The sequence below is a fragment of the Paraclostridium bifermentans genome (genome assembly GCF_964259345.1).
Taxonomy (GTDB): domain Bacteria; phylum Bacillota; class Clostridia; order Peptostreptococcales; family Peptostreptococcaceae; genus Paraclostridium; species Paraclostridium bifermentans_B.
In genome coordinates, this window is the sequence record NZ_CAXVJR010000010.1 from 44,073 (window position 1) to 67,294 (window position 23,222).

A 23,222-nucleotide genomic window follows, 5' to 3' on the forward strand; every position below is an offset into this window, starting at 1 on the left:
GGGGATTTATAAGATGAACGATATTTTTATATCTCCTTTGCAACATTCTAAAGAGTATAAAGAAATAATAAATAATATAGAAAATTCTAAAGGAACACTATTAATCAATGGATTATTACAACCTCAGAAGCCAAATATAGTATATTCTATATTCAATGACTTAAAAAGGCAAACTTTATATATTGCAAACACTGATTTAGAGGCTAAAAAGGCATATGAAGATTTATGCTTTTATATGAAGGACAAAGTTGATTATTTAAGTTCTCAAGATATATACTTTTATCACTTAGATGCAAAGGATAGAAATGAAGAAGCTAGAAAATTAAAAGTATTATTAAGAATGCTAAGTAGAGAAAATACAGTAATAGTAACTTCTGTAGAAGCTATACTTAGAAAATATATTCCTAAAGATATTTTAAAAAATAATATATTTACTTACAAGATAGGCGATGTAGTGAATATAGAGAAACTATCAGAAAAGCTTGTTAACTTAGGATATGAAAGAGTATCTAAAATTGAAGGATTTGGTCAATTTAGCGTTAGAGGTGGAATAATAGATATATTTTCATTAGAATATGATACACCTATACGTATAGAATTATTTGATGATGAAATAGAATCTATAAGAACTTTTGATGTATTCACACAAAAATCAATAAAAAAAATAAAAAAATGTACAATAACTCCATCTAGAGAGTATATATATCCAGAAAATATAGAAGAATCAATAGCAAGATTAAAAAAAGATACTAATGATTTTACTAATGAAGATGTATATAAAAATATAGATAATATATCATCTAAAACTTATTTTGATGGTGTAGAGAACTACATAGACTATATGTATACTGATGAAAATAAGAGTATATTTACATATTTAAAAGATGATGCAATTATATTTGTAAATGATATATCTAGATTAAAAGAAAGATGCGAAAATTATATATCTGAGTTTAAAGATAATTATAAATTAAACTTAGAGAGAGGCTTAGGTTTAAAAAAGCAAGGAAACCTATTATATCATTATACTGATTTAGAATTTTTAGTTAATGATAAAAAAGTAATCTTAAATATGTTGTTAACTAAATCTATAAAGGATTTTAATATAAATTCTATAGTAAACATAGAGAGTAGAGAAATTCAATTATTTAATGGTAAGTTAGATTTATTAGCAGAAGAATTGAATAGATTAAAGTATAATGGGCACAAAATAGTTTTAGCTACTAATACTTATGACAGAGCTAAAAAATTGAATAAAGAACTTTTAGATTTAGGAATAGAAAGTATTCTTTCAAGAAAAAGAGATGTAGAAATACACTCATCACAAGTTGTTATAGTTGTTGGAAACATAGCATCAGGTTTTCAATATAAAGCTATAAAGTTTAATGTTATAACTGATAAAGAGATGATCGGTGCACATAAAAGAGCTAAAACATCTAAATCTAAGAAATTTAATAAAGGTCAAAAAATTGAAACGTTCTTGGATTTAAATATTGGAGATTATGTAGTACATGAAAATAGTGGTATTGGTAGATATGTAGGTATAGATCAATTAACTGTTAATGGAGTTAAGAAAGATTACATGAGGGTTGTATATCAAGGCGGAGACAACTTATATGTACCTATAGATCAAATGGATAAAATACAGAAGTTTATTGGATCTGATACTGAAAAAGTAAAGTTAAATAAACTTGGAAGTAGCGAATGGTCAAAAGCTAAAGCTAAAGTCAAAAAAGAAATAGAAGATATGACTAAGGATTTAGTTGAACTATATGCAAAAAGAGAAAAAATAAAAGGATATAAATTCTCAAAAGATACTTTATGGCAAGGTGAGTTTGAAACGTTATTCCCATATCAAGAAACAGATGATCAATTAAAAGCTATAGAAGAAACGAAAAAAGATATGGAGTCTAATAAAGTTATGGATAGACTTATATGTGGGGATGTTGGTTATGGAAAAACAGAAGTGGCTATAAGAGCAATATTTAAGGCTTGTATGGATCAAAAACAAGTTGCTGTACTAGTTCCAACTACTATACTTGCACAACAACATTACAACACATTTAAGGCAAGATTTGAGAACTATCCAATTAGAGTAGAAGTTTTAAGTAGATTTAAAACACCTAAGGAACAAAAGCAGATTATAGAAGATGCTAGGAAAGGTCTTGTAGATGTAATAATAGGAACTCATAGAATAATATCTAAAGATATAGATCTTCCAAATTTAGGATTAGTTGTAATAGATGAAGAACAGCGATTTGGAGTTAAACACAAAGAATCTTTAAAGAAAATCAAATCAACTGTAGATGTACTAACTTTATCGGCAACACCTATTCCTAGAACTTTACATATGTCACTGAGTGGAATACGTGATATGAGTGTTATAGAAGAACCTCCACAAGAAAGATATCCTGTTATAACATATGTTGTAGAAGGCAAAGAAAGTATAATTCAAGACGAGATAGAAAGAGAAATAGCTAGAGGTGGACAAGTATTTTTTGTTTACAATCGAGTTGAAAGAATAGATGAAATGGCTAGTATGATACAAAAACTAGTTCCAGATGCTAAAATAGCTGTAGCACATGGTAGAATGACAGGGAAAGAGTTAGAGAATATAATATTAGGCTTTTTAAGTAAGGAATATAATGTACTTGTATGCACAACTATAATAGAAACTGGTATGGATATATCTAATGCTAATACTATGATTGTATATGATGCAGACAAGATGGGGTTAGCACAACTGTATCAATTAAGGGGTAGAGTAGGAAGAAGTAATAGACAAGGATATGCATACTTTATGTATGAAAAAGACAAAGTATTAAGTGAAATAGCAGAAAAAAGACTTAAAGCTATAAGAGAATTTACAGAGTTTGGATCAGGATTTAAAATAGCTATGAGGGATTTAGAAATAAGAGGAGCTGGAAATATATTAGGACCTCAACAACATGGGCACATGGCAGTTATAGGGTATGACTTATACGTAAAAATGCTAAATGATGCTATAAGGAAAGTAAAAGGTGAAATAGTTCAAGAAGAAATAGATGTTGAGATAGATTTACCTGTAAATGCATATATTCCAGATTCATATATAGATGATGAAATTATAAAGATAGAGATGTATAAAAAGATTGCATCTATAGAAAATGAAGAAGACATGCATGATATAAAAGATGAGTTAGCAGATAGATTCTCAGATGCACCAAAAGCTGTTAATACTCTTATATCAATAGCATATATGAAAACACTATGTAAAAAAATAGGTATAGAAAAAATAAAAATGATAAAAGATGAAGTAATACTGCTTCCTTTAACTAGATATAAAACAAAGGAAAAAAATGGATATAAAATAATCGATGAATTACAAGATATACTTGAGCAAATGTGTGCAAATAAAAAGTAAAAAAATTTGAAAGGGTGATGAAATTGAAGAAAATATTATCGGTTTTGATGGTAATAATGTTAGGAATAGGAATGACAGCTTGTGGAACTAAAAAGCCTGTAGCTGTTGTAAATGGAGTTGAAATATCAGCTGATGATTTTAGAAAAACTGTAGCTACATATAAAGAGTCTATTTCTAAAATGTATGGAGATGAATTATGGAATCAAGAAGTTAAAGGTGGCGTAAAATATAAAGATGAAATGAAAAAAGCTATTTTACAACAAATGATTCAAGAGCAAGTAATATATCAAGAAGCTAAAAAAGAAAAGTTAGAAGCTAAGTCTGAAGAAGTAGATAAGCAATTTAAGCAATTAAAAGAAAGCATATCTAAAGATAAAGAATATGAAAAATTCCTTAAAGATAATGATATAGATGATGAATTTTTAAAAGCTCAATTAGCTAAAGATATATCTATTCAAAATTATAAAACTAATTTTGATAAAAATACTAAAATAAGTGAAGAAGAAATGAAGAAGTATTATGAGGAAAATAAAAATAATTATATAGATGATGAAGTTAAGGCTTCACACATATTAATATCAACAGTTGATCCTAAAACAAACAAACCAGTTTCTGAGGCTAAGAAAAAAGAAGCTAAAGAAAAAGCAGAAGAAGTACTTAAAAAGGCTAAATCAGGAGAGGATTTTGCTAAATTAGCGAAAGAATATTCTGATGATAAAGGATCAGCTGAAAATGGTGGAGATTTAGGATTCTTCTCTAAAGGAGAAATGGTTCCAGAATTTGAAAAGGCTGCATTTTCAATGGATAAAGATGAAATATCAGATTTAGTTGAATCTCAATTTGGATATCATATAATAAAAGTTACTGATAAAAAATATAAAGAATATACATTTGATGAAGTTAAAGATAATATAAAACAAAACTTACTATATAAAAAATATACAGAACAAGTTGACAAGTTAACTAAAGAAGCAAAAATAGAAAAAAATGAAAAAGAAGCTTTAAAGATTAATGTATAAAAAAAAACCTATACCATTTTAATGGTATAGGTTTTTTGCATATTTTTCTTAGTGTTGGTAAAAATAAACTCAAAGTTACTAATGGAGGTATTAATCTGATATGAGAGCTACAGGAATAGTTAGAAGAATAGATGACCTTGGAAGAGTTGTTATCCCAAAGGAAATAAGAAAAACATTAAGAATTAGAGAAGGAGATCCTTTAGAAATTTTTACTGCAAAAGATGGAGAAGTTATATTAAAAAAATATTCTCCAATAGGAGAACTAAATGAATTTTCTCAAGAATATGCAGAAACTTTAGGAGAAACGCTTGGGCATGGTGTTGTTGTTACAGATTTAGATTCAATAATAGCTGTATCAAAGTTACCTAAAAAAGATTATAAGGAAAAAAGTATAAGTAAAGAGTTAGAAGAATTAATAGAAAATAGGATATCTACTTATATTAAAGACAATAAATTAGTATCGTTATACAGAGATGATTCTATGGAATATAAATCTCAGATAATCTCACCAATAATTAGTTCATCTGGAGATTGTATAGGATCAATATGTTTAGTTTCTAAGGATACATCGGGACTAAATGAAAGTGATGAGAAATTATTAAAGGTAGCGGCTAATTTTTTAGGAAAACAAGTTCAGTAAAGTAAAAAAGGCTTATATTTTGAATATGAGCCTTTTTTAGCATTAAATGGTAATTATCTCAAAATATTGAAATTAACCTCTTATATATGATATATTAAGATTTATTATATGACATAGTATGGAGGGATCATATGGGTAACTATAAAGAAAAAAACTCTTATGGAAAAAGAGCTACAGGGATAGTTAGAAGAATAGATGATCTAGGACGAATTGTTATTCCAAAAGAAGTTAGAAAGACGCTTAAAATTAGAGAGGGAGATCCTCTTGAAATTTTCACATCAGAAAATGGAGCAATTGTATTAAAAAAATATTCTCCACTAGGAGAATTAAATGAATTTTCACAAGAATATGCTGAATCGTTAGGAGAAACGCTTGGGCATGGGGTAATAGTTACAGATTTAGATGTAATTATAGCTACATCAAATGTAACAAAGAAAAGTTATAAAAATAAAGATATAAGTAAAGAATTAGAAGTATTTTTAAAGAATAGGCAAGTTAAGACTAGTAATGATGAAAGATTAATACCATTATGTGAAGATGACGGTATGGATTATAAATCACAAATATTAATACCGATAATTAGTTCTTCAGGTGATTGTATAGGAGCAATATGCCTATTATCTAAAAAAGATGAATTAAATAAAAATGATGAAAACATACTAAAAGTAGCAGCTAATTTTTTAGGCAAGCAAGTTCAATAATATATATATAAAGATATCTCTGCTTAATATTTTAAAATATTAAGCAGAGATATCTTTTTTATATTTTACATAACAATTAAATTTTAAAAGTTTAGTAATTAAAATTATATAACTATTGATTTGAAGTAGTAATATTAAGATTTTGAGAGGGGAATATATTGAATCAGTAATAGCATATATGTTATATTAGAGTTTGTTACATAATATAAAATGGAGGGGTTTTATGAGTAACAGTAAGGGGAAAGATTCGTTCTTGAAGGGAGCCTTAATACTTGGATTAGCTGGAATAATTGTCAAGATTATAGGAGCCTTTTTTAGAATACCTTTAGGGAATTTAATTGGGGCAGAAGGTATGGGATATTACCAAGCTGCATATCCTGTATATACTTTATTTTTAACTTTAGCCACAGCTGGCTTTCCGACAGCACTAGCAAAATTAGTATCTGAAAAGATGGCTATAGGAGATTATAAAGGGGCTCATAAGGTATTTAAAGTATCTTATACAGTTTTAGCAATAACAGGATTTATAGCATTTTGCATATTTTTCTTTGGTGCAGATTTTATAGTAAATGATATAATGGAAAATCCAGGGGCTAAATATGCGATGATAGCAATTTCACCAGCTCTTTTATTTGTACCTGTAATGTCTGCTTATAGAGGTTATTTTCAAGGTAGGAGAGAAATGAGCTATATAGCTATTTCTCAAATTAGCGAACAACTTTTTAGGGTTGTCTTAGGAATAACTTTAGCATATCTTTTTATGAATAGTTTAGGTCCAAATCCAGGACCAGAACAGGGGGCAGCAGGGGCTATAATTGGAGCTACAATAGGAGCGATAGCATCTATTGTATATTTGATAATTGCATATTTGTTTAAATTAAAAACAATAAGAAGAGAAATCAAGAGAAGCACGAAAGTTAGAGAAGAACATGTAACTAAAATATTGAAAAATTTATTAGTTGTAGCAGTACCTATAACTATAGGGGCTTCAGTTATGCCATTAGTAAATATGATAGATAATGTCATAGTTATTAGACGATTAATAGAAGCTGGATTTACACAAACTGAAGCTAATATATTATTTGGACAACTAACAGGAATGGCTATGGCTATAATAAATTTACCAGCAGTTATAACTGTTGCTATGAGTATGAGTTTAGTACCAGCTATATCTGAAGCTTATGCTGTAGGAAATAGAGCTAAGGCTATAAAAGAAACTAAAAGTGCTATTAAAATAACTTTAATGATTGTATTGCCGGCCGCTTTTGGTATTGCATCATTAGCTCACCCAATAATGAAATTATTATATCCAGGTGAACCAGAAATAGTTGGAACAATATTATTAGTTCTTACACCGTGTGTTGTTTTTTTAGGACTAATACAGAGTTTAAATGGAATTCTTCAAGGAATGGGAAAACCTATGATTCCAGTAATATGTTTAGTTATAGGAATGGCATTTAAAGTAGTTATAAGTTATACTCTAACAGCTATTCCACAAATAAATGTTATAGGGTCTGCATTAGGAACTGTAATCGCTTACTTTGTAGCAGGAACACTTGAATTAATTTACATAAAAAAGGCAATGAGAATGAAATTATCCATTAAAGAATTCTTTATAAAGCCGATTATAATAGTAACAACTATGTTTTTAATAGTTAAACTAAGTTTTGGATTTATAATAGGGATATTAGGTAATACTATGGCGACAACATTATCAATAGCAATTGGAGCTATTGTATACGTTATGGCTACATTTGTATTAGGTGGTATAAAAAAAGATGAATTATTAAGTATTCCTAAGGGCGATAAATTATATAAAATCCTTAGAAAATTAAAACTTATGAATTAATATATGTATATATATATGTAAATAGAGGAAATACTTATATAAGTGATTTCCTTTATTTTTACAAAAGAGAAGGAGCTTTTTATATGGGAAAAATAACTATAGTTGGGCTTGGACCAGGAGATTATTCTCAAATAAGTCAAGGCGCTTTAGACGCTTTAAAAAATAACTCTAGAATTTTTTTAAGAACAGAAAAACATCCAATAATGGATAGGCTTAAAAATGAAATAACTTATACAGCATTAGACTATTTTTATAATGAGAATGAAGACTTTGATAATGTGTATAATAAAATAGCTAACTTTATCATAGAAGAGTCTTATAGTGGAGACCTTGTATATGTAGTACCAGGGCATCCTAGGGTTGCAGAAAAGACTGTAGGGATAATTAGTAGCATTGCTTATGCAAAAGGTATAGAATTAGAAACAATAGCTTCTATGAGCTTTGTAGACGCTATGTTTAATTACCTAGAGGTAGATCCATCAGAAGGATTTAAGTTAGTAGATGCATTTGAAATTGAGAATAGTTATATAGATACAAATACTAGGATGATAATAACTCAAATATATGATAGATTTATAGCTTCAAATGTTAAATTGTCTTTAATGGAATACTATGATGATGAGCAAGAAGTATGTATAGTAAAAGCTGCAGGTGTTAAGAATCTAGAGAGTAAGAAATATGTAAAGTTATATGAGTTAGATAGAAATGAAAAAGATTTTGATTATTTAACTAGTTTATATATTCCAAAATCAGATAAAACTATGTACAATACAGTTAAGGACCTAGAAAATATAGTACAAGAATTAAGAGGTGAGAATGGATGTGAATGGGATAAAAAGCAAACACATCAATCACTGAAAGCTCATATAATTGAAGAAGCCTATGAATTAGCACAGGCTATAGACAATGATGATATTGATGAGATGATAGAAGAACTAGGTGATATATTACTTCATGTGGTATTCCATTCTGAGATAGGCAAAGAAGATGGATATTTTGATTTAAAAGAAGTTATAAATACTGTTTGTGAAAAATTAATATTTAGACACCCTCATGTGTTTAAAAATGAAAATGTAGATATGAATACATATGACAAAACTTGGGAAGATTTAAAAAAGAAGGAAAAAGGAGAGTCTACAGTTACTGAAGGTCTAAAAAGAATTCCAAATAATTTACCAGCTTTAATAAAAGCTAAAAAAGTGCAATATAAGGCATCTTTGGTAGGTTTTGACTGGGATAATATAGACGACGTATTTAAAAAAATTGTAGAAGAATATAAAGAATTACTTGACGAACACAAACAAGGAAATATAAAATACATAAAGGAAGAACTAGGAGATTTACTATTCTCTATAGTTAACCTTGCTAGATTTTTAGATATAAGTCCAGAGGAATCATTAAACTTAACTACTGAAAAATTTATAAAAAGATTTGAATATATAGAAAAAAATGCTATAAGTTCAAACAAAAATTTAGAGGATATGACACTGGAAGAAATGGATGACTTATGGAATCAATCTAAAAACAAATAGCAAATAAAAGGTATTTTGTTAAAAATCTAGAATTTTATCTAATATCTAGTATAAATTTCTATAATATAAACTTTTAGGAGGTAAGAACCGTGAACAAAGCTGAATTAGTAGCAAAAATGGCAGAAAAAAGTGAATTAACAAAGAAAGAAGCAGAATTAGCATTAAATGCTTTTATGAAATCTGTTGAAGAAGCATTAGTAGAAGGTGAGAAAGTACAATTAGTAGGATTTGGAACTTTCGAAACTAGAGAAAGAGCTGCTAGACAAGGAAGAAACCCAAGAAATCCAGAGGAAGTTATAGATATACCAGCTTCTAAAGCACCAGTATTCAAAGCTGGAAAAGGATTAAAAGATATAATAAATGGATAATTAAATTTATTTTAAAAAGTGTGGATATTCCACACTTTTTGTGTATTAAGGAGGTTTAAAAAAATGAGATTAGATAAATTTTTAAAAGTTTCAAGAATTATAAAAAGAAGAACTGTAGCAAAAGAAGCATGTGATAAAGGAATAGTAACTATAAATGGTAAAGTTGCAAAATCTTCTTCTGAAGTTAATGTAGGAGATACACTAGAGATTCAATTTGGAGAAAAATTGATGAAGTTTGAGATAAAAGAAATAAAAGAACATGTATTAAAAAATGATGCAAAAGAAATGTTTGAAATAATAGAATAAATTATTAATATCTCTCGTATATTTATATTAGATTATTTATAAATGCTAAATATGGAGGGATATTATGGAACATAAGATAGACTTAAAAGATCGATCTAGTTTAACTATTTCTGGAGTAGAGCACATATACTCTTTTAATGATAAAAAAGTGGAAATACGAACTGCATGTGGTGATATGGTAGTAGATGGTGAAAATTTAGATATGAGCAAGCTTAGTATAGATGAGAAGATTATAACCGTAACAGGAACAATTGATGGAATAATTTATAGTAAGACAAGAGAACCTCAAGAAAGTTTTTTAAAGAAATTATTTAAATAATGATACCGTTTACACAAGATATTGGAGCTTTTTTTGCGACTATATACGGGGGTATCTTTATAGGAGTTTTATTTGATCTATACAGAGCTTGTAAACAAAACTTTAATATAATTAAAATTTTCTCATTGTTTTATGATGTGTTATTTTGGATAATTGTAACAGGTCTTGTTTTTATAACTATAAATGTCATAGAGTCATTTGATTTAAGATATTATCACTTTGTTGCTCTATTTTTAGGGTTCATTATTTATTACAATACATTAAGTAAATTGATTTTAAAAATGTTAAATTCTATAATTGGATTTATAACAAGGTCTATTAGAAGATGTATATCATGTATGTGCAATATTTCGGTTAATTTGTATTACGTTATAATCTACTCAATACATTTATTATTTGATACTATATTTTATATACCTAATTTAATTTTTAGATTATTGAATAGCTTAAGCTTAAAATTAGGAAAGTTAAAAAGAGTAAAAAGTAAATCATAGGAGGCAGATTATGAACAAAAGAAAACAGTTTGCAGTACAATATATTGTAATAGGTACATTTTTATCTTTTGTATGCCTATCATTAGTAGGTGGACTTGTAACTCAAATTATAAAATCATCTAAGTATAGCAAGGAAATTGTGGCTTTAAAAGATGAAATAAAAAATACCGATAAAGAAATAAAAGAGCTTAAAGAAGAAAAGAAAAAAATGGATAATGATAAATACATAGAAGATATAGCCAGAAATAGATTAAAAATGGTTAAGCCAAATGAAATAATATATATTGATATAAATAAAGGGAGTAGTTAATATACTTCCTTTATTTGCATTAAATGGGATTAGAACTTTATAGGAGGATGATAAATATGAAGTTTGGAGCTATAGATATAGGAACTAACTCAATGAGGTTATTAATAGCTGATTATGAAGATGGTAAATTACTTAATAGAGAAAAATTTGTAAATACTACTAGAATAGGTCAAGGAGTAGATAGTGAAGGATATATTACTCAAGATGCAATAGAAAGGAATATAAATGCATTAAAAGAGTTTTCTGAAATAGCATATGAAAAAGGATGCAGGGCTATATTTTGTATAGGTACATCGGCATTAAGGGATAGTAAAAATGGATTGGAATTTGTTAATTTAGCTAAGGAAAAAACAGGAATTGATGTAGAGATAATAAGTGGAGAGGAAGAATCTAATTTAGGATTTATAGGGGTCTTAGAAGGCTTAGAACACAATGAAGATATATTGGTTATAGATATAGGTGGAGGCTCAACTGAGTTTATTCTAGGGGGACTAGGTGGTATAAAATTTAGTAAAAGTGAAAATGTAGGAGCTTTAAGAATGACAGAAAAGTTTTTAACGGAAGATCCTATATGTGAAAAAGAGTTTGAAGATATGTACAAATTTATATCTGAGACTATAACAGAAACATTTAATACATTAAAATCCGAAAATATAAAATCTATTGTAGGTATAGGAGGGACTATTACATCTGTTTCTGCTATAAACCAAAAGTTAGAAGTATATTCTATGGATAAAATACATTCTAGTGAAATATACCAAAAAGAATTAGATATTATTTTACAAACTTTAAAAAAGATGACATTAAACGATAAGAAAAACATAAAAGGGCTACAAGCTAAAAGAGCGGATATTATAACAGCTGGTGTAACAATATTAAGTATAATAATGAAAAATTTAGAAAAACAAAATATTATAGTAAGTGAATATGATAATTTAGAAGGATTATTATGTCAAAAGGCAAAAAAAATGTCTTAATATTATTAGGGACAAGCTACTGATTATGACAAAAAAGATACCTCTCGTTTGTTACAATTTCAATATGAAAATAACAAGGGGAGGTTTTTTTATGGAAAAAAGTATAATTGCTAATAGAGGTATAGGAACTTTAAAAAATAATATGAGGGTTTCTATATTAGATTCAAATACACTTATATTATGTTTGATTGGTTTTTTATTAAGTAGAGCTCGAGTTGTTGATGATATAGCTCCGTTAGGAGTTGCATTCTTCTTATGTGTATCAACTATGGACAAATATAGGTTACCGGTTTTTGTATCGACTTTAGCAGGTACTTTGATTTCATTTAATCAACCAATAAATATTATAAAGTATTCGATATGTATAGCTATAATATACTTAATAGCTAATAATTTAAAAAATATAAAATCAGTGTGGAAAATTTCTACGATAGGTATGCTGATAATACTTCCTATATCTATAGGACAAGCATTGATATTTGGAAGTTATGTATACCATATAAGTATAATGTTAGTTGAATGTGTATTAATGCTTGTTAGTACCTATATATTCTATTATGGAGTATCAGTTATAAATAAAAGAGCATCTAGAAAGGTGACCTCGAGTGAAGAGATTGTAGCACTAACAATAATAATAATATTTAGCATAATGGGTATAGGAGAGGTTTCTGTATTAGGGGTTTCTATAAGGAACTTACTTTCTAATATTGTAATATTAGTTTTATCAATAACGGGAGGAGCATCACTAGGCGCGGCTAGTGGTGTAATAATAGGACTAGTCTATTTTATAAATAACTTAACCTCGAGTATGTATATGGGTGTATATGCATTTGCAGGACTTATTTCAGGTGGCTTTAGTAAAGCTAACAAATACCTAAGTATAGCTGGTTACATAGTAGGATGGAGTTTAATATACATATATACGTCGGGTGAAGGATCAAATATTTTAGAAATAAGAGATATACTTATAGCGAGTTTATTTGTAATGCTTATTCCTGAACAAATTCTAAAAAATATAGAAAAGTTTATAAAAGGAAATGGGGGATTGAGTGATGGAATAGAAGATTACCTAGATAGAAGTAGAGAGATTACAAATAACCGATTAAGAGGTATGTACAAAACATATGATGATTTAGCAAATACCTTTGATAGAATACGAGAGAAAGATAAGATATTAGATCAAAAGGATATAGCACACATAGTAGATATGGTACATAATGACGAATGTAAAAAATGTGGGATGAAAAGAAGGTGTTGGGAAGCTAAATTTAATTATACTTATACAATGATGAATAGAATACTAGAGCAATTAGAGGAATATGGAGAAATTCATATTGATAATATTCCTATTGACTTTAGGAAAGACTGTATAAAACCAGAAAGTATAGTTAAGACATCCAACTATTACTATAAAATGTTTGCGATTGATTACAGTTGGCAGCAAAAATTTTCGGAAAATAGAAAACTAGTTGCAAACCAAATAAGATACATGTCTAAGTCAATTGAACATATGGCTAAAGAATTAGATAGAGATATAGTTTTTGATATGGAAATGGAAAGAAATATAATAGTTGAGTTGGATAGAAATAATATATCGGTTAAAAGGCTTAATTATATATCAAAAGATAATAATGAATTTGAAATTTTAATAGAAAAAGAAACTTGTAAAGATAATAAGTTGTGTGATCAAAAAATGAATAAAATAATATCAAATATAGTTGGCACAGAGTTAGTTGCTAGGAAAATGGGATGCAATTGTATAGGAGAAAATTGCAAAATAAAATTATCTAGACGACAAGAGTATAAAGTTATATCAGAGGTATCTAATATGTCTAAAGATGGATATATAATATCTGGAGATAATTATACATACATGGAAATATCAGAGGGCAAATATATGATGGCTATAAGTGATGGTATGGGAAAAGGAAGAAAGGCATATGAAGAGTCGTCTGTAACTATAGATTTACTAGAAAAAATGATGGATTCAAAGATAGATGAAGAAATTATTATTGATACTATAAATAATATACTAATGCTTAAATCTTCTGATGAAATGTTTTCAACACTTGACCTAGGAATCGTTGATTTAAATAAAGGTATATTAAATACTATAAAAATGGGTGCATGCTCAACTTATATAAAACGAAATAATGGAGAGATTGATTTAGTTTCTACAGCATCATTACCAGTTGGAATTTTATCAGATGTAAATATTGAGAGAGATAGTAGAAAAGTAAAAGATGGAGATTACATAATAATGGTCTCTGATGGAATTATTGATGCAGGGAAAAATAATAACTTAGGAGATAATTGGTTAATTTATTTTTTAAAAACTTTAGAAACGACTAATCCGAAAGAAATATCTAAAGAAATTTTAAATAAGGCTTTAGATATTCAGAATAATAATATCTATGATGATATGACTGTATTAGTTACTAAGGTGTATAAACATTAAATCCACAAGTTATACACAGAATGTTAATAAAATGTGGATAAGTTGTGGATATAGTTAAAAAGTATAAAATATTGAAATTACAATATTCGACAAAAAAATATAAGGTTGATTTATAAAAAATAATTATCTTTTATAAATTCAGGAAGATATAATAGAAAATTATTAACAATATAGCCTAAAAAAATAAAAAAATTGTTGATAACTTTATAAAATATGTTAATAAGTTGAATATTAAATTTCTATAATAAAATTTTATAAAAAATAGATGTTGAAATATAGCGTTTTATGAAGCTAAATACTATGTTAATATGTTGATAAGTATGTTGATAACTTAATAAAGACTTATTTTGGCAATAATGTTGAATAATATAAACACAAAAAGCCATCCTAATACTAATAAATTTAGTGAAAGGATGGCTTTTTATGGGGAAAAAAATATATAAAATTATAATTTTTACCATCGCAATTATAATGGTTTCGTCTATTGTTTTAAAAAGAGATATAGATAGAAATTTAGAGACGATGAATGAAAGTGCAATAGAAGCGATTAATGATACAGATAAAAATGAACCACCTAAAAAAGAAGCTAAAAAACAAACTAAATATACCACTTGGAATTTAACTAATTTATATAAAAGTAAAAAAGAATGGGATAAAGAGCTTAAAACGTTTGATAAAGATACAAAGGAGTTAAAAAATTATATTGGAAAAATTACAAAGTCTTCTAAACATTTAGGATATGCCTTGAACATAAAAGAGGGATTAGATGTTAAAGTAGAAAAACTGTATGCATATATATCTTTAAACAAAGATATAAATAAAAAATCTTATGATTTTATGGAATTAGAGAAAAAGTTAAATGAATCTTACAAAAAATACAATTCGATTTGTTCAGAGTTGGAATTGGAGATATTAAAATTATCAAATAAAGAATTTAAATCAATTATTAGTGATAATAGAATATCTAGTAACTATAAAATGTACTTAAATGATATAAGAAAAAATAAAGATCATTATTTAAATCCTGAAGAAGAAAGTATATTAAGCGATATAAGTGATATATCATCACTACCTAGCGATGTTTATGAACTATTTGTAAATATGGATAAAAAGTCTAACTTGAATCCAGGGGAATATGCTGTAGCTCTAGAAAATGAAAATCGTGATATAAGGAAAAAAGCATTTGAAAATGAAGCTATATTATATAACGATAATTTAAATACACTATCTGGACTACTTATAGGGCAAGTTAAGAAAAATATGTTCTATTCAAAAATTAGAGGTTACGAAGATTCTAGAAATATGTATATGTCAAATGATGATATAGATAGTAAAGTTTATGATGAATTAATATCTACAGTTAATAAAAATTTAGGCACATTACACAAATATATAAGCTTAAGAAAACTCGTATTAAATACTGAAGAGATTTATTTATATGATATGCATAATCCAATAATACCGCCAGTAGAAGAATATATATCTTATGATAAAGCTCAAGGAATTATATATGCGGCATTAAATCCATTGGGAAAAGAATATGGAGATATATTGTATAAATCTTTTAATGAGAGATGGATTGATGTTTACTCTAATGATAATAAAGTAGGTGGAGCATATTGTTTATCTTTATATGATAATCATCCATATGTATTAATGAATTATAGTGGGAATTTGGACTCAGTTTCTACACTAGCACATGAATTAGGTCATGCTGTATATGGATATATGAGTGCTAAAAATCAAAATTATTTAAATTCTAAGCCAAGCGTATTTACACATGAAGTGGCTTCTATAACAAATGAAGCTTTATTATATGAAATGCTAATAAAAAATACTCAAAATAATGATGAAAAAGCATATTATATATCTCAATATTTAGACTTAATAAAAGATACTTTATTTACACAAACTATGTATGCTGAATTTGAGCAAATAATACACAAAAAAATGGAAAATGGTGAAACTGTAAATGTGTTAGTTCTAAATGATGTATGGGGAGAACTATTAGGCAAATATTATGGTAAAGACTTCAAGGTTGATCAACTATCTAAAATAGGATGGGCTAAAATACCACATTTTTATAGCAGTTTTTATGTTTACAAATATGCAACAGGGTGTAGTGCAGCTGTTGCATTCTCGCAAGATATAATAACTAATGGGCCTGAAAATTATATGTCTTTTCTAAAAAAAGGAGGCTCTAATTACCCTATAGAGTTGTTAAAAGAGAGTGGTATAAACCTATATAGTACTAAACCTATAGAAAAAACTGTAGAAAAATTTAATAGTCTTGTATCTGAATTAGAAAAATTACTTAAAAATTAGAGATAGAAGGAAATTACAAATAGTGGTAGAATATAAAAAAGCCCTTGGGAAAAGGGCTTTTGATTTTACTTATAGAAAAAGATATATGTATGAATGTAAAAGATGTATAATGATAAATGTTAATGAGGTGAGAGTATGGCAAAAGCTAGTAGTAAAAAATCTAATAGAATTATTGCTATAAGTATAATAGGTCTATTAGTTCTATCTAGTGTAGCTAGTGTAATTAGCCTATTTATAGGAATGTAAAAATAAGGAGGTACATAGTATGAAACTATTTATAGATACTGCTAATGTAGATGAAATAAAAGAGATAAATTCATGGGGAGTTATAGAAGGTGTAACAACTAACCCATCGCTTATAGCAAAAGAAGGAAGAGTTTTTGAAAATGTTGTAAAAGAAATAACTGAGATAGTAGATGGACCTATATCTGCTGAAGTTATTTCTATGGAAAGTGAAGGAATGATAAAAGAAGGAGAAGAATTAAGTAAGATTCATGAGAACATAGTTGTAAAAATACCTATGTGCGCAGAAGGATTAAAAGCTGTTGCAGCTTTATCTAAAAAAGGTATAAAAACTAATGTTACTTTAATATTCTCTGCAAACCAAGCTTTATTAGCTGCAAAGGCAGGAGCTTCTTATGTTAGTCCATTTGTTGGTAGATTAGATGATATAGGGCAAGAGGGTATAATGTTAATCGAAGAAGTTTCTGAAATATTTAATATACACGGTATAGAAACTGAGATAATATCTGCAAGTATAAGACATCCTCAACATGTTTTAACATCAGCTAAAGCAGGGGCTGATATAGCTACAGTTCCATATAAAGTATTTAAACAAATGTTAGGACATCCTATGACTGATATAGGAATAGATAAATTCCTTAAAGATTGGGAAAGTGTACCTAAGAATTAATAAAGATGGCGATAATTTTTAAAATTATCGTCTTTTTTATTGTTCTTGCATAAAAATACAGCATACTAATAAAATAAAATCTATCTATAAATGTTTACTATTTATTAAATGTGATATATAATTTTGAATAAAGATTAGCGACTAAGGGAGATGGAATTTATGGATAGAAATTTAGCATTAGAATTAGTTAGAGTTACAGAAGCGGCAGCTTTAGTTTCATCGCAGTTTATGGGAAGAGGAGATAAAAACGGAGCTGATGGAGCGGCTGTAGAAGCTATGAGAAGAGCATTTGAAACTGTTAAAATAGATGGAGAAGTTGTAATAGGAGAGGGAGAATTAGATGAGGCTCCTATGTTATATATAGGAGAAAAAGTAGGTATGGCAACTGAAGATAGTATGAAAGTTGACATAGCAGTAGACCCTTTAGATGGAACTACGCTAATAGCAAAAGGAATGCCTAATGTTATATCTGTAATAGCTATGGGTAAAAAGGGAAGTTTACTTAAGGCGCCAGACACTTATATGAGAAAGATAATAGTAGGACCTAAAGCAAAAGGTTGTATAGATTTAAATGCCAGTGTAGAAGAAAATATAAAAAATGTAGCAAAGGCTTTAAACAAAAAAACAAATGAAATGACTATAGTAGTTCAAGATAGAGATAGACATAATTATATATTTGAAGCAGCTAGAAAACTTGGAACTAGAATTAAAATGTTCGGAGATGGAGATGTTGCAGCAGGAATTGCAACTTGCTTTGATGATACAGGGGTAGATATGCTTATGGGAATCGGTGGAGGACCAGAAGGAGTTATAACTGCTGCGGCTATAAAGTGTATGGGTGGAGATATGCAAGCTCAAATATATCCATTAAGTGAAGAAGAAAGAGTTAGATGCCATGAAATGGGGTTAACAGATGAAGATATAGATAAGGTATTATCTTTAGAAGACTTGGCAAAAGGGGATGAACTTTTCTTTGCAGCTACAGGAATAACAGATGGAGATTTATTAAAAGGTATAGTTAGTTTAGGCAATGATAGAATGACTACAAATTCTGTTGTTATGAGAGCTAAAACTGGGACAATAAGATTTGTAGATGCTATACATTCAATAGATAAAAATGATATATTAACAGACTTAATGGGTAAGTATGATATATAAAGATATTATAAAAAAATAAAACTATTTGAATCAAATAGTTTTATTTTTTTATTTATTGACCATAATGTATAAAAAGTGATAATATTAGAACTAACTACTTAAGCAAAACAATGAAAGCTTCTCATTTGCACGCCTTTAATTTCCAAGTAAAGCTATAATTTTAATTATGGGATAGGAGGATTCTTTTGAATATAGAAGATATAAATATAGAAAAACTAAATGACATGACTCTAGTGCAATTAAAAGAATTAGCTAAGGGGCTAGAGATTAAGTCTATAAGTAAATATAAAAAGAATGAATTAATACAAATTATAAGTGAGCATAAAAATAAAAATATGATAGATAATAAAAAAGAAGTTGAAAAGAAAAAAGAAATTAAAAGTGAACAAAAGCAAATTGTAAATAAGCAAGAAAATAGAGGGTATGAGAATAGAAATCAAAGGTATAATCAAGGATATAATAGAAATTCTTATAATGTGAAAGAAGTAGATGAAGCTAAAATTGTAGATGAATTTAATACATCAAAAGATGATGAGGTAATGGGAGTTTTAGAGATATTACCAGATGGATTTGGATTTTTAAGAGGGCCAAATTACTTATCAACAGAACATGATGTGTATGTATCACCTTCTCAAATAAGAAGATTTAATATGAAAACAGGGGATAAGGTCAAAGGTATAACTAGGCATCCAAAAACAGGAGAAAAATTTAGAGCTTTATTATATGTTCAAAAAATAAATGATGAAAATCCAGATACAGCTACTAAAAGAAGAGCATTTGAAACTCTTACGCCTATATATCCAGAAGAAAAATTAAAATTAGAGAAATATCAAAATGAAATTTCGACAAGATTGATAGATTTAATTTCTCCTATAGGTAAAGGTCAAAGAGGTCTAATTGTTGCGCCTCCAAAAGCTGGTAAAACTATTTTATTAAAAAGTGTAGCAAATAGCATAGTAAAAAATCATCCAGAAGTAGAGCTTATAGTACTTCTTATAGATGAAAGACCAGAAGAGGTTACTGATATGCAAGAGTCAATAGATGGAGATGTAATCTATTCAACTTTTGATCAAGTTTCTAGTCACCATGTTAAAGTTGCTGAAATGGTTTTAAACAGAGCTCAAAGATTAGTTGAACATGGAAAAGATGTTGTTATATTACTTGATAGTATAACAAGACTTGCTAGAGCTTACAATTTAAGTATAGCGCCTACTGGAAGAACATTATCTGGAGGATTAGACCCAGGAGCTCTTCATGGACCAAAGAAATTTTTTGGAGCAGCTAGAAATATAAGACAAGGTGGATCTTTAACTATACTTGCAACAGCATTAGTAGAAACTGGATCTAGAATGGATGATGTAATCTTTGAAGAATTTAAAGGAACTGGTAATATGGAACTTCATTTAGATAGAAAGTTAGCTGAAAAAAGAGTATTCCCGGCTGTGGATATATATAAATCAGGAACTAGAAGAGAAGACTTACTATTGACAGAAGAAGAAAAATCTGCTCTTTGGAAATTAAGAAAAGAAATGAGCAATAATTCTGTGTACGAAGTTACCGACAAAGTACTTGAATTACTGAAGAGAACGAAGGATAATGATGCCTTTATAAAGTATATAAAAGAGAGTTTAAACTAATCAGAAAACTCTTGTACGCCAAATAATCTTATGTTATAATGGTGTAGTTGAATGATGAAAAACGAAAAGTTAATATAATTAATTTCGAAAAATTAGTGAGAAGAGGTGACAAATATGCAAAAAGATATACAACCAAAATACCAAGAAGTTGAAGTACGTTGTGCTTGTGGTAACACTTTCGTTGCTGGATCAACTAAAGATGAAATAAAAGTTGAGATATGTTCAGAGTGCCATCCTTTCTATACTGGAAAGCAAAAGAATATAGAAGCAGGTGGAAGAATAGACAAGTTCAAGAAGAGATTCAAAATGGACTAATAGTAAATGCGGAGTTGGCTTGCCAACTCCTATTTTATTTATGTAGGAGGATTTAGATTATGTATAGACCGATAAATCACGGGTATATAGAAGTTGTCATAGGGCCTATGTATAGTGGAAAAAGTGAAGAGTTAATAAGAAGGTTAAAAAGAGCTAAAATTGCAAAGCAAAATGTAGTTGTTTTTAAACCTATAATAGATGATAGATATAGTAAAGAAGATGTAGTGTCTCATAGTGGGTGTACTATAAATGCAATTCCTATCAAAGATTCATCAGATATATATGATTATATAGATGATAAGACACAAGTTGTAGGAATAGATGAAGTTCAATTTTTTGATGAAAAGATAGTTGATATAGCTATAGAACTAGCTGACAAAGGGGTAAGAGTTATCGCAGCTGGACTAGATATGGATTTTAAAGGAGAACCTTTTGGACCAACACCTAGATTATTAGCTGTAGCTGAATTTGTAGATAAAATACAAGCTATATGTTCTGTATGTGGACAACCAGCAACTAGGTCTCAAAGACTTATAGATGGAGAACCAGCAAAATATGATGCTCCTATTATACAAGTTGGTGCAGTTGAAAGCTATGAAGCTAGATGCAGAAAATGTCATGTAGTAAAAAAATAATCTTGCATAATTAAACACCTTTGAGGTGTTTTTTCTTTATATATATAGTAGTATTATATATATAAAATATTATTGGAATAGAGGTGAAGCGATGGGAAAGCAAGCCGTTGGAGGTCAAGCTGTAATAGAAGGTGTAATGATGCAATCAAAAACTAAAAGAGCTATAGCAGTTAGAAAAACTAATGGAGAAATTGTAGTTAAAAAGAATAAGATAAAAAGCTGGGTATCTGATAATAATATAGATAAAATACCTTTTATAAGAGGTGCTTTCATATTAATTGAAACTATGATAGAGGGTATAAAAAGCATGAATTTTTCATCTGAATTTTTTTTAGAAGAGGAAGAAGAGGAAGAAGGATTTTTTGATAAGCTTATAAGTAATGTATTTAAAGATAGAGCTAATGATGTAATAATTATTCTATCTCTGATACTAGGATTAGGTTTAGCTACATTGCTATTTGTTATTACGCCTACTCTTATAGGTGGCGTTTTTTCTAAGATTATATCTAACAAAATAGCTTTAAACTTAATAGAGGGGATTACTAGAATCTGTATTTTGTTCATATATATAGTTTTGATATCTAAAAATAGAGATATACAGCGAGTTTTTGAATATCATGGAGCAGAACATAAAGCTATATATTGTTATGAAAATGATCTTGAGCTTACAGTTGATAATGCTAAAAAGTTTACTACACTACATCCTAGATGTGGGACTAACTTTTTATTTATAGTAATGTTTACATCTATAATACTATTTTCTTTTTTTGGATGGCCAAATCCTTTAATTAGGATAATAATGAGAATTGTGTGTGTTCCTATAGTAGCTGGAATATCATATGAAATAATAAAATTGCTTGGGAAATATAATAATATTTTGACAAGGATTGTAGCTTATCCAGGAATGATGTTACAAAAGTTTACAACAAAAGAACCTGATGATAAACAATTAGAAGTAGCATTAGAATCGTTAAAAGCGGTTATAAAGTAATAAGGAGAATAATATGACAATAAGAGAAATACTAATTAAATATATGGAAGATTTATCGCATATAAGCGATACTCCTAAACTAGATACGGAAATATTGCTTCAAAAAGCTCTTGGAAATGTAGATAGGATATATATTCAATTAAATTTGGATAAAAAGCTTAGCGATGAAGAATTAGATTCGTTTAATAATATGATGGAAGATAGATTGAATGGTAGACCTATAGCTTACATTGTAAATAATAGGGAATTTATGGGATTAGATTTCTATGTTGAAGAGGGTGTTTTAATTCCGAGACCAGATACAGAAGCTTTGGTTGAAGAAGTAATAGAACTAGCTAAAAATAAGGAGGACCTAAATATAGTAGATATAGGAACTGGATCAGGAGCGATATCTGTTAGTCTGGCTAAATATATAAATAAATCACATGTTTACTCACTAGATATATCTGATAAAGCATTAGATATAGGTAAAAAGAATGCTATAAGCAATAAAGTTGAGTCTAAGATAGATTTTATAAAATCGGATTTATTTACGGGTATCAAAGACAAAGGGTTATTACTAGATATAATTGTTTCTAATCCTCCTTATATAAGAAGAGATGATATAAAAACTTTACATACTCAAGTTAAGGATTATGAACCATATATAGCGCTTGAAGGTGGAGAAGATGGATTGGACTTTTATAGAGCTATAACTGAACAATCTATGGACTATTTAAAAGAAAATGGTATATTAGCTTTTGAAGTTGGCCATGATCAAGCTGATGATGTATGTAGTATAATGAGTGAAAATGGTTTTAATAATATATATACAAAGAAAGATTTACAAGGAATTGATAGAGTTGTTATAGGGTTTAAACTATGATATAATC

Annotated in this window: 21 protein-coding genes; all 21 read left to right on the forward strand. The window is 28.1% G+C overall.

Annotated elements, in window-relative coordinates:
• Positions 1–13 precede the first annotated feature (13 nt).
• Positions 14–3,403, forward strand: coding sequence for a transcription-repair coupling factor (gene mfd, locus ACEXNK_RS15770; RefSeq protein WP_373600404.1), 3,390 nt, complete (start codon positions 14–16; stop codon positions 3,401–3,403).
• Between the two features lie 17 nt (positions 3,404–3,420).
• Positions 3,421–4,422: a peptidylprolyl isomerase gene (locus ACEXNK_RS15775; protein ID WP_373600405.1), complete on the forward strand. Its 1,002-nt coding sequence runs from the start codon at positions 3,421–3,423 to the stop codon at positions 4,420–4,422.
• 100 nt (positions 4,423–4,522) lie between these two features.
• Positions 4,523–5,062 carry a stage V sporulation T C-terminal domain-containing protein gene (locus ACEXNK_RS15780; RefSeq protein ID WP_373600406.1) on the forward strand — a complete coding sequence of 180 codons (540 nt, stop codon included), beginning with the start codon at positions 4,523–4,525 and terminating at the stop codon, positions 5,060–5,062.
• Between the two features lie 131 nt (positions 5,063–5,193).
• On the forward strand, positions 5,194–5,763 hold the full coding sequence (locus ACEXNK_RS15785) for a stage V sporulation T C-terminal domain-containing protein (RefSeq protein WP_373600407.1): 570 nt from the start codon (positions 5,194–5,196) through the stop codon (positions 5,761–5,763).
• A 223-nt stretch (positions 5,764–5,986) separates the two neighbouring features.
• Positions 5,987–7,612, forward strand: coding sequence for a putative polysaccharide biosynthesis protein (locus tag ACEXNK_RS15790; RefSeq protein ID WP_373600408.1), 1,626 nt, complete (start codon positions 5,987–5,989; stop codon positions 7,610–7,612).
• An 83-nt stretch (positions 7,613–7,695) separates the two neighbouring features.
• Positions 7,696–9,144: a nucleoside triphosphate pyrophosphohydrolase gene (mazG, locus tag ACEXNK_RS15795; protein ID WP_373600409.1), complete on the forward strand. Its 1,449-nt coding sequence runs from the start codon at positions 7,696–7,698 to the stop codon at positions 9,142–9,144.
• An 89-nt stretch (positions 9,145–9,233) separates the two neighbouring features.
• Positions 9,234–9,512 (forward strand): HU family DNA-binding protein, encoded by a 279-nt coding sequence (locus ACEXNK_RS15800; RefSeq protein WP_021130286.1) that lies wholly within the window; start codon positions 9,234–9,236, stop codon positions 9,510–9,512.
• A 63-nt stretch (positions 9,513–9,575) separates the two neighbouring features.
• The gene (locus ACEXNK_RS15805) at positions 9,576–9,818 is read left to right on the forward strand and encodes an RNA-binding S4 domain-containing protein (RefSeq protein WP_373600410.1); all 243 of its coding nucleotides are present in this window, start codon (positions 9,576–9,578) and stop codon (positions 9,816–9,818) included.
• 64 nt (positions 9,819–9,882) lie between these two features.
• The gene (locus ACEXNK_RS15810) at positions 9,883–10,137 is read left to right on the forward strand and encodes a YabP/YqfC family sporulation protein (RefSeq protein WP_373600411.1); all 255 of its coding nucleotides are present in this window, start codon (positions 9,883–9,885) and stop codon (positions 10,135–10,137) included.
• Positions 10,137–10,631 carry a spore cortex biosynthesis protein YabQ gene (gene yabQ, locus ACEXNK_RS15815; RefSeq protein WP_373600412.1) on the forward strand — a complete coding sequence of 165 codons (495 nt, stop codon included), beginning with the start codon at positions 10,137–10,139 and terminating at the stop codon, positions 10,629–10,631. Before ACEXNK_RS15810 ends, yabQ begins: the two co-directional genes overlap by 1 nt.
• A gap of 10 nt (positions 10,632–10,641) precedes the next feature.
• Positions 10,642–10,941: an FtsB family cell division protein gene (locus ACEXNK_RS15820; protein WP_373600413.1), complete on the forward strand. Its 300-nt coding sequence runs from the start codon at positions 10,642–10,644 to the stop codon at positions 10,939–10,941.
• Between the two features lie 56 nt (positions 10,942–10,997).
• Positions 10,998–11,918 (forward strand): Ppx/GppA phosphatase family protein, encoded by a 921-nt coding sequence (locus ACEXNK_RS15825; protein WP_373600414.1) that lies wholly within the window; start codon positions 10,998–11,000, stop codon positions 11,916–11,918.
• Positions 11,919–12,009: 91 nt separating this feature from the next.
• Entirely contained in the window at positions 12,010–14,376 is a 2,367-nt protein-coding gene (gene spoIIE / locus ACEXNK_RS15830; protein ID WP_373600415.1) for a stage II sporulation protein E, read from the forward strand.
• 423 nt (positions 14,377–14,799) lie between these two features.
• Complete coding sequence (pepF, locus tag ACEXNK_RS15835) at positions 14,800–16,701, forward strand: oligoendopeptidase F (RefSeq protein ID WP_373600416.1); 1,902 nt, start codon at positions 14,800–14,802, stop codon at positions 16,699–16,701.
• A 265-nt stretch (positions 16,702–16,966) separates the two neighbouring features.
• Positions 16,967–17,614: a fructose-6-phosphate aldolase gene (gene fsa / locus ACEXNK_RS15840; RefSeq protein WP_373600417.1), complete on the forward strand. Its 648-nt coding sequence runs from the start codon at positions 16,967–16,969 to the stop codon at positions 17,612–17,614.
• A 159-nt stretch (positions 17,615–17,773) separates the two neighbouring features.
• Positions 17,774–18,772 (forward strand): class II fructose-bisphosphatase, encoded by a 999-nt coding sequence (gene glpX / locus ACEXNK_RS15845; RefSeq protein ID WP_373600418.1) that lies wholly within the window; start codon positions 17,774–17,776, stop codon positions 18,770–18,772.
• 191 nt (positions 18,773–18,963) lie between these two features.
• Positions 18,964–20,409 carry a transcription termination factor Rho gene (gene rho / locus ACEXNK_RS15850; protein WP_445013618.1) on the forward strand — a complete coding sequence of 482 codons (1,446 nt, stop codon included), beginning with the start codon at positions 18,964–18,966 and terminating at the stop codon, positions 20,407–20,409.
• 114 nt (positions 20,410–20,523) lie between these two features.
• Positions 20,524–20,724 (forward strand): 50S ribosomal protein L31, encoded by a 201-nt coding sequence (gene rpmE / locus ACEXNK_RS15855; protein ID WP_373600419.1) that lies wholly within the window; start codon positions 20,524–20,526, stop codon positions 20,722–20,724.
• A gap of 59 nt (positions 20,725–20,783) precedes the next feature.
• Complete coding sequence (locus ACEXNK_RS15860; protein WP_373600420.1) at positions 20,784–21,359, forward strand: thymidine kinase; 576 nt, start codon at positions 20,784–20,786, stop codon at positions 21,357–21,359.
• Positions 21,360–21,450: 91 nt separating this feature from the next.
• Complete coding sequence (locus tag ACEXNK_RS15865) at positions 21,451–22,350, forward strand: DUF1385 domain-containing protein (RefSeq protein ID WP_373600421.1); 900 nt, start codon at positions 21,451–21,453, stop codon at positions 22,348–22,350.
• A gap of 13 nt (positions 22,351–22,363) precedes the next feature.
• Positions 22,364–23,215, forward strand: coding sequence for a peptide chain release factor N(5)-glutamine methyltransferase (gene prmC / locus ACEXNK_RS15870; RefSeq protein WP_373600422.1), 852 nt, complete (start codon positions 22,364–22,366; stop codon positions 23,213–23,215).
• Positions 23,216–23,222 lie beyond the last annotated feature (7 nt).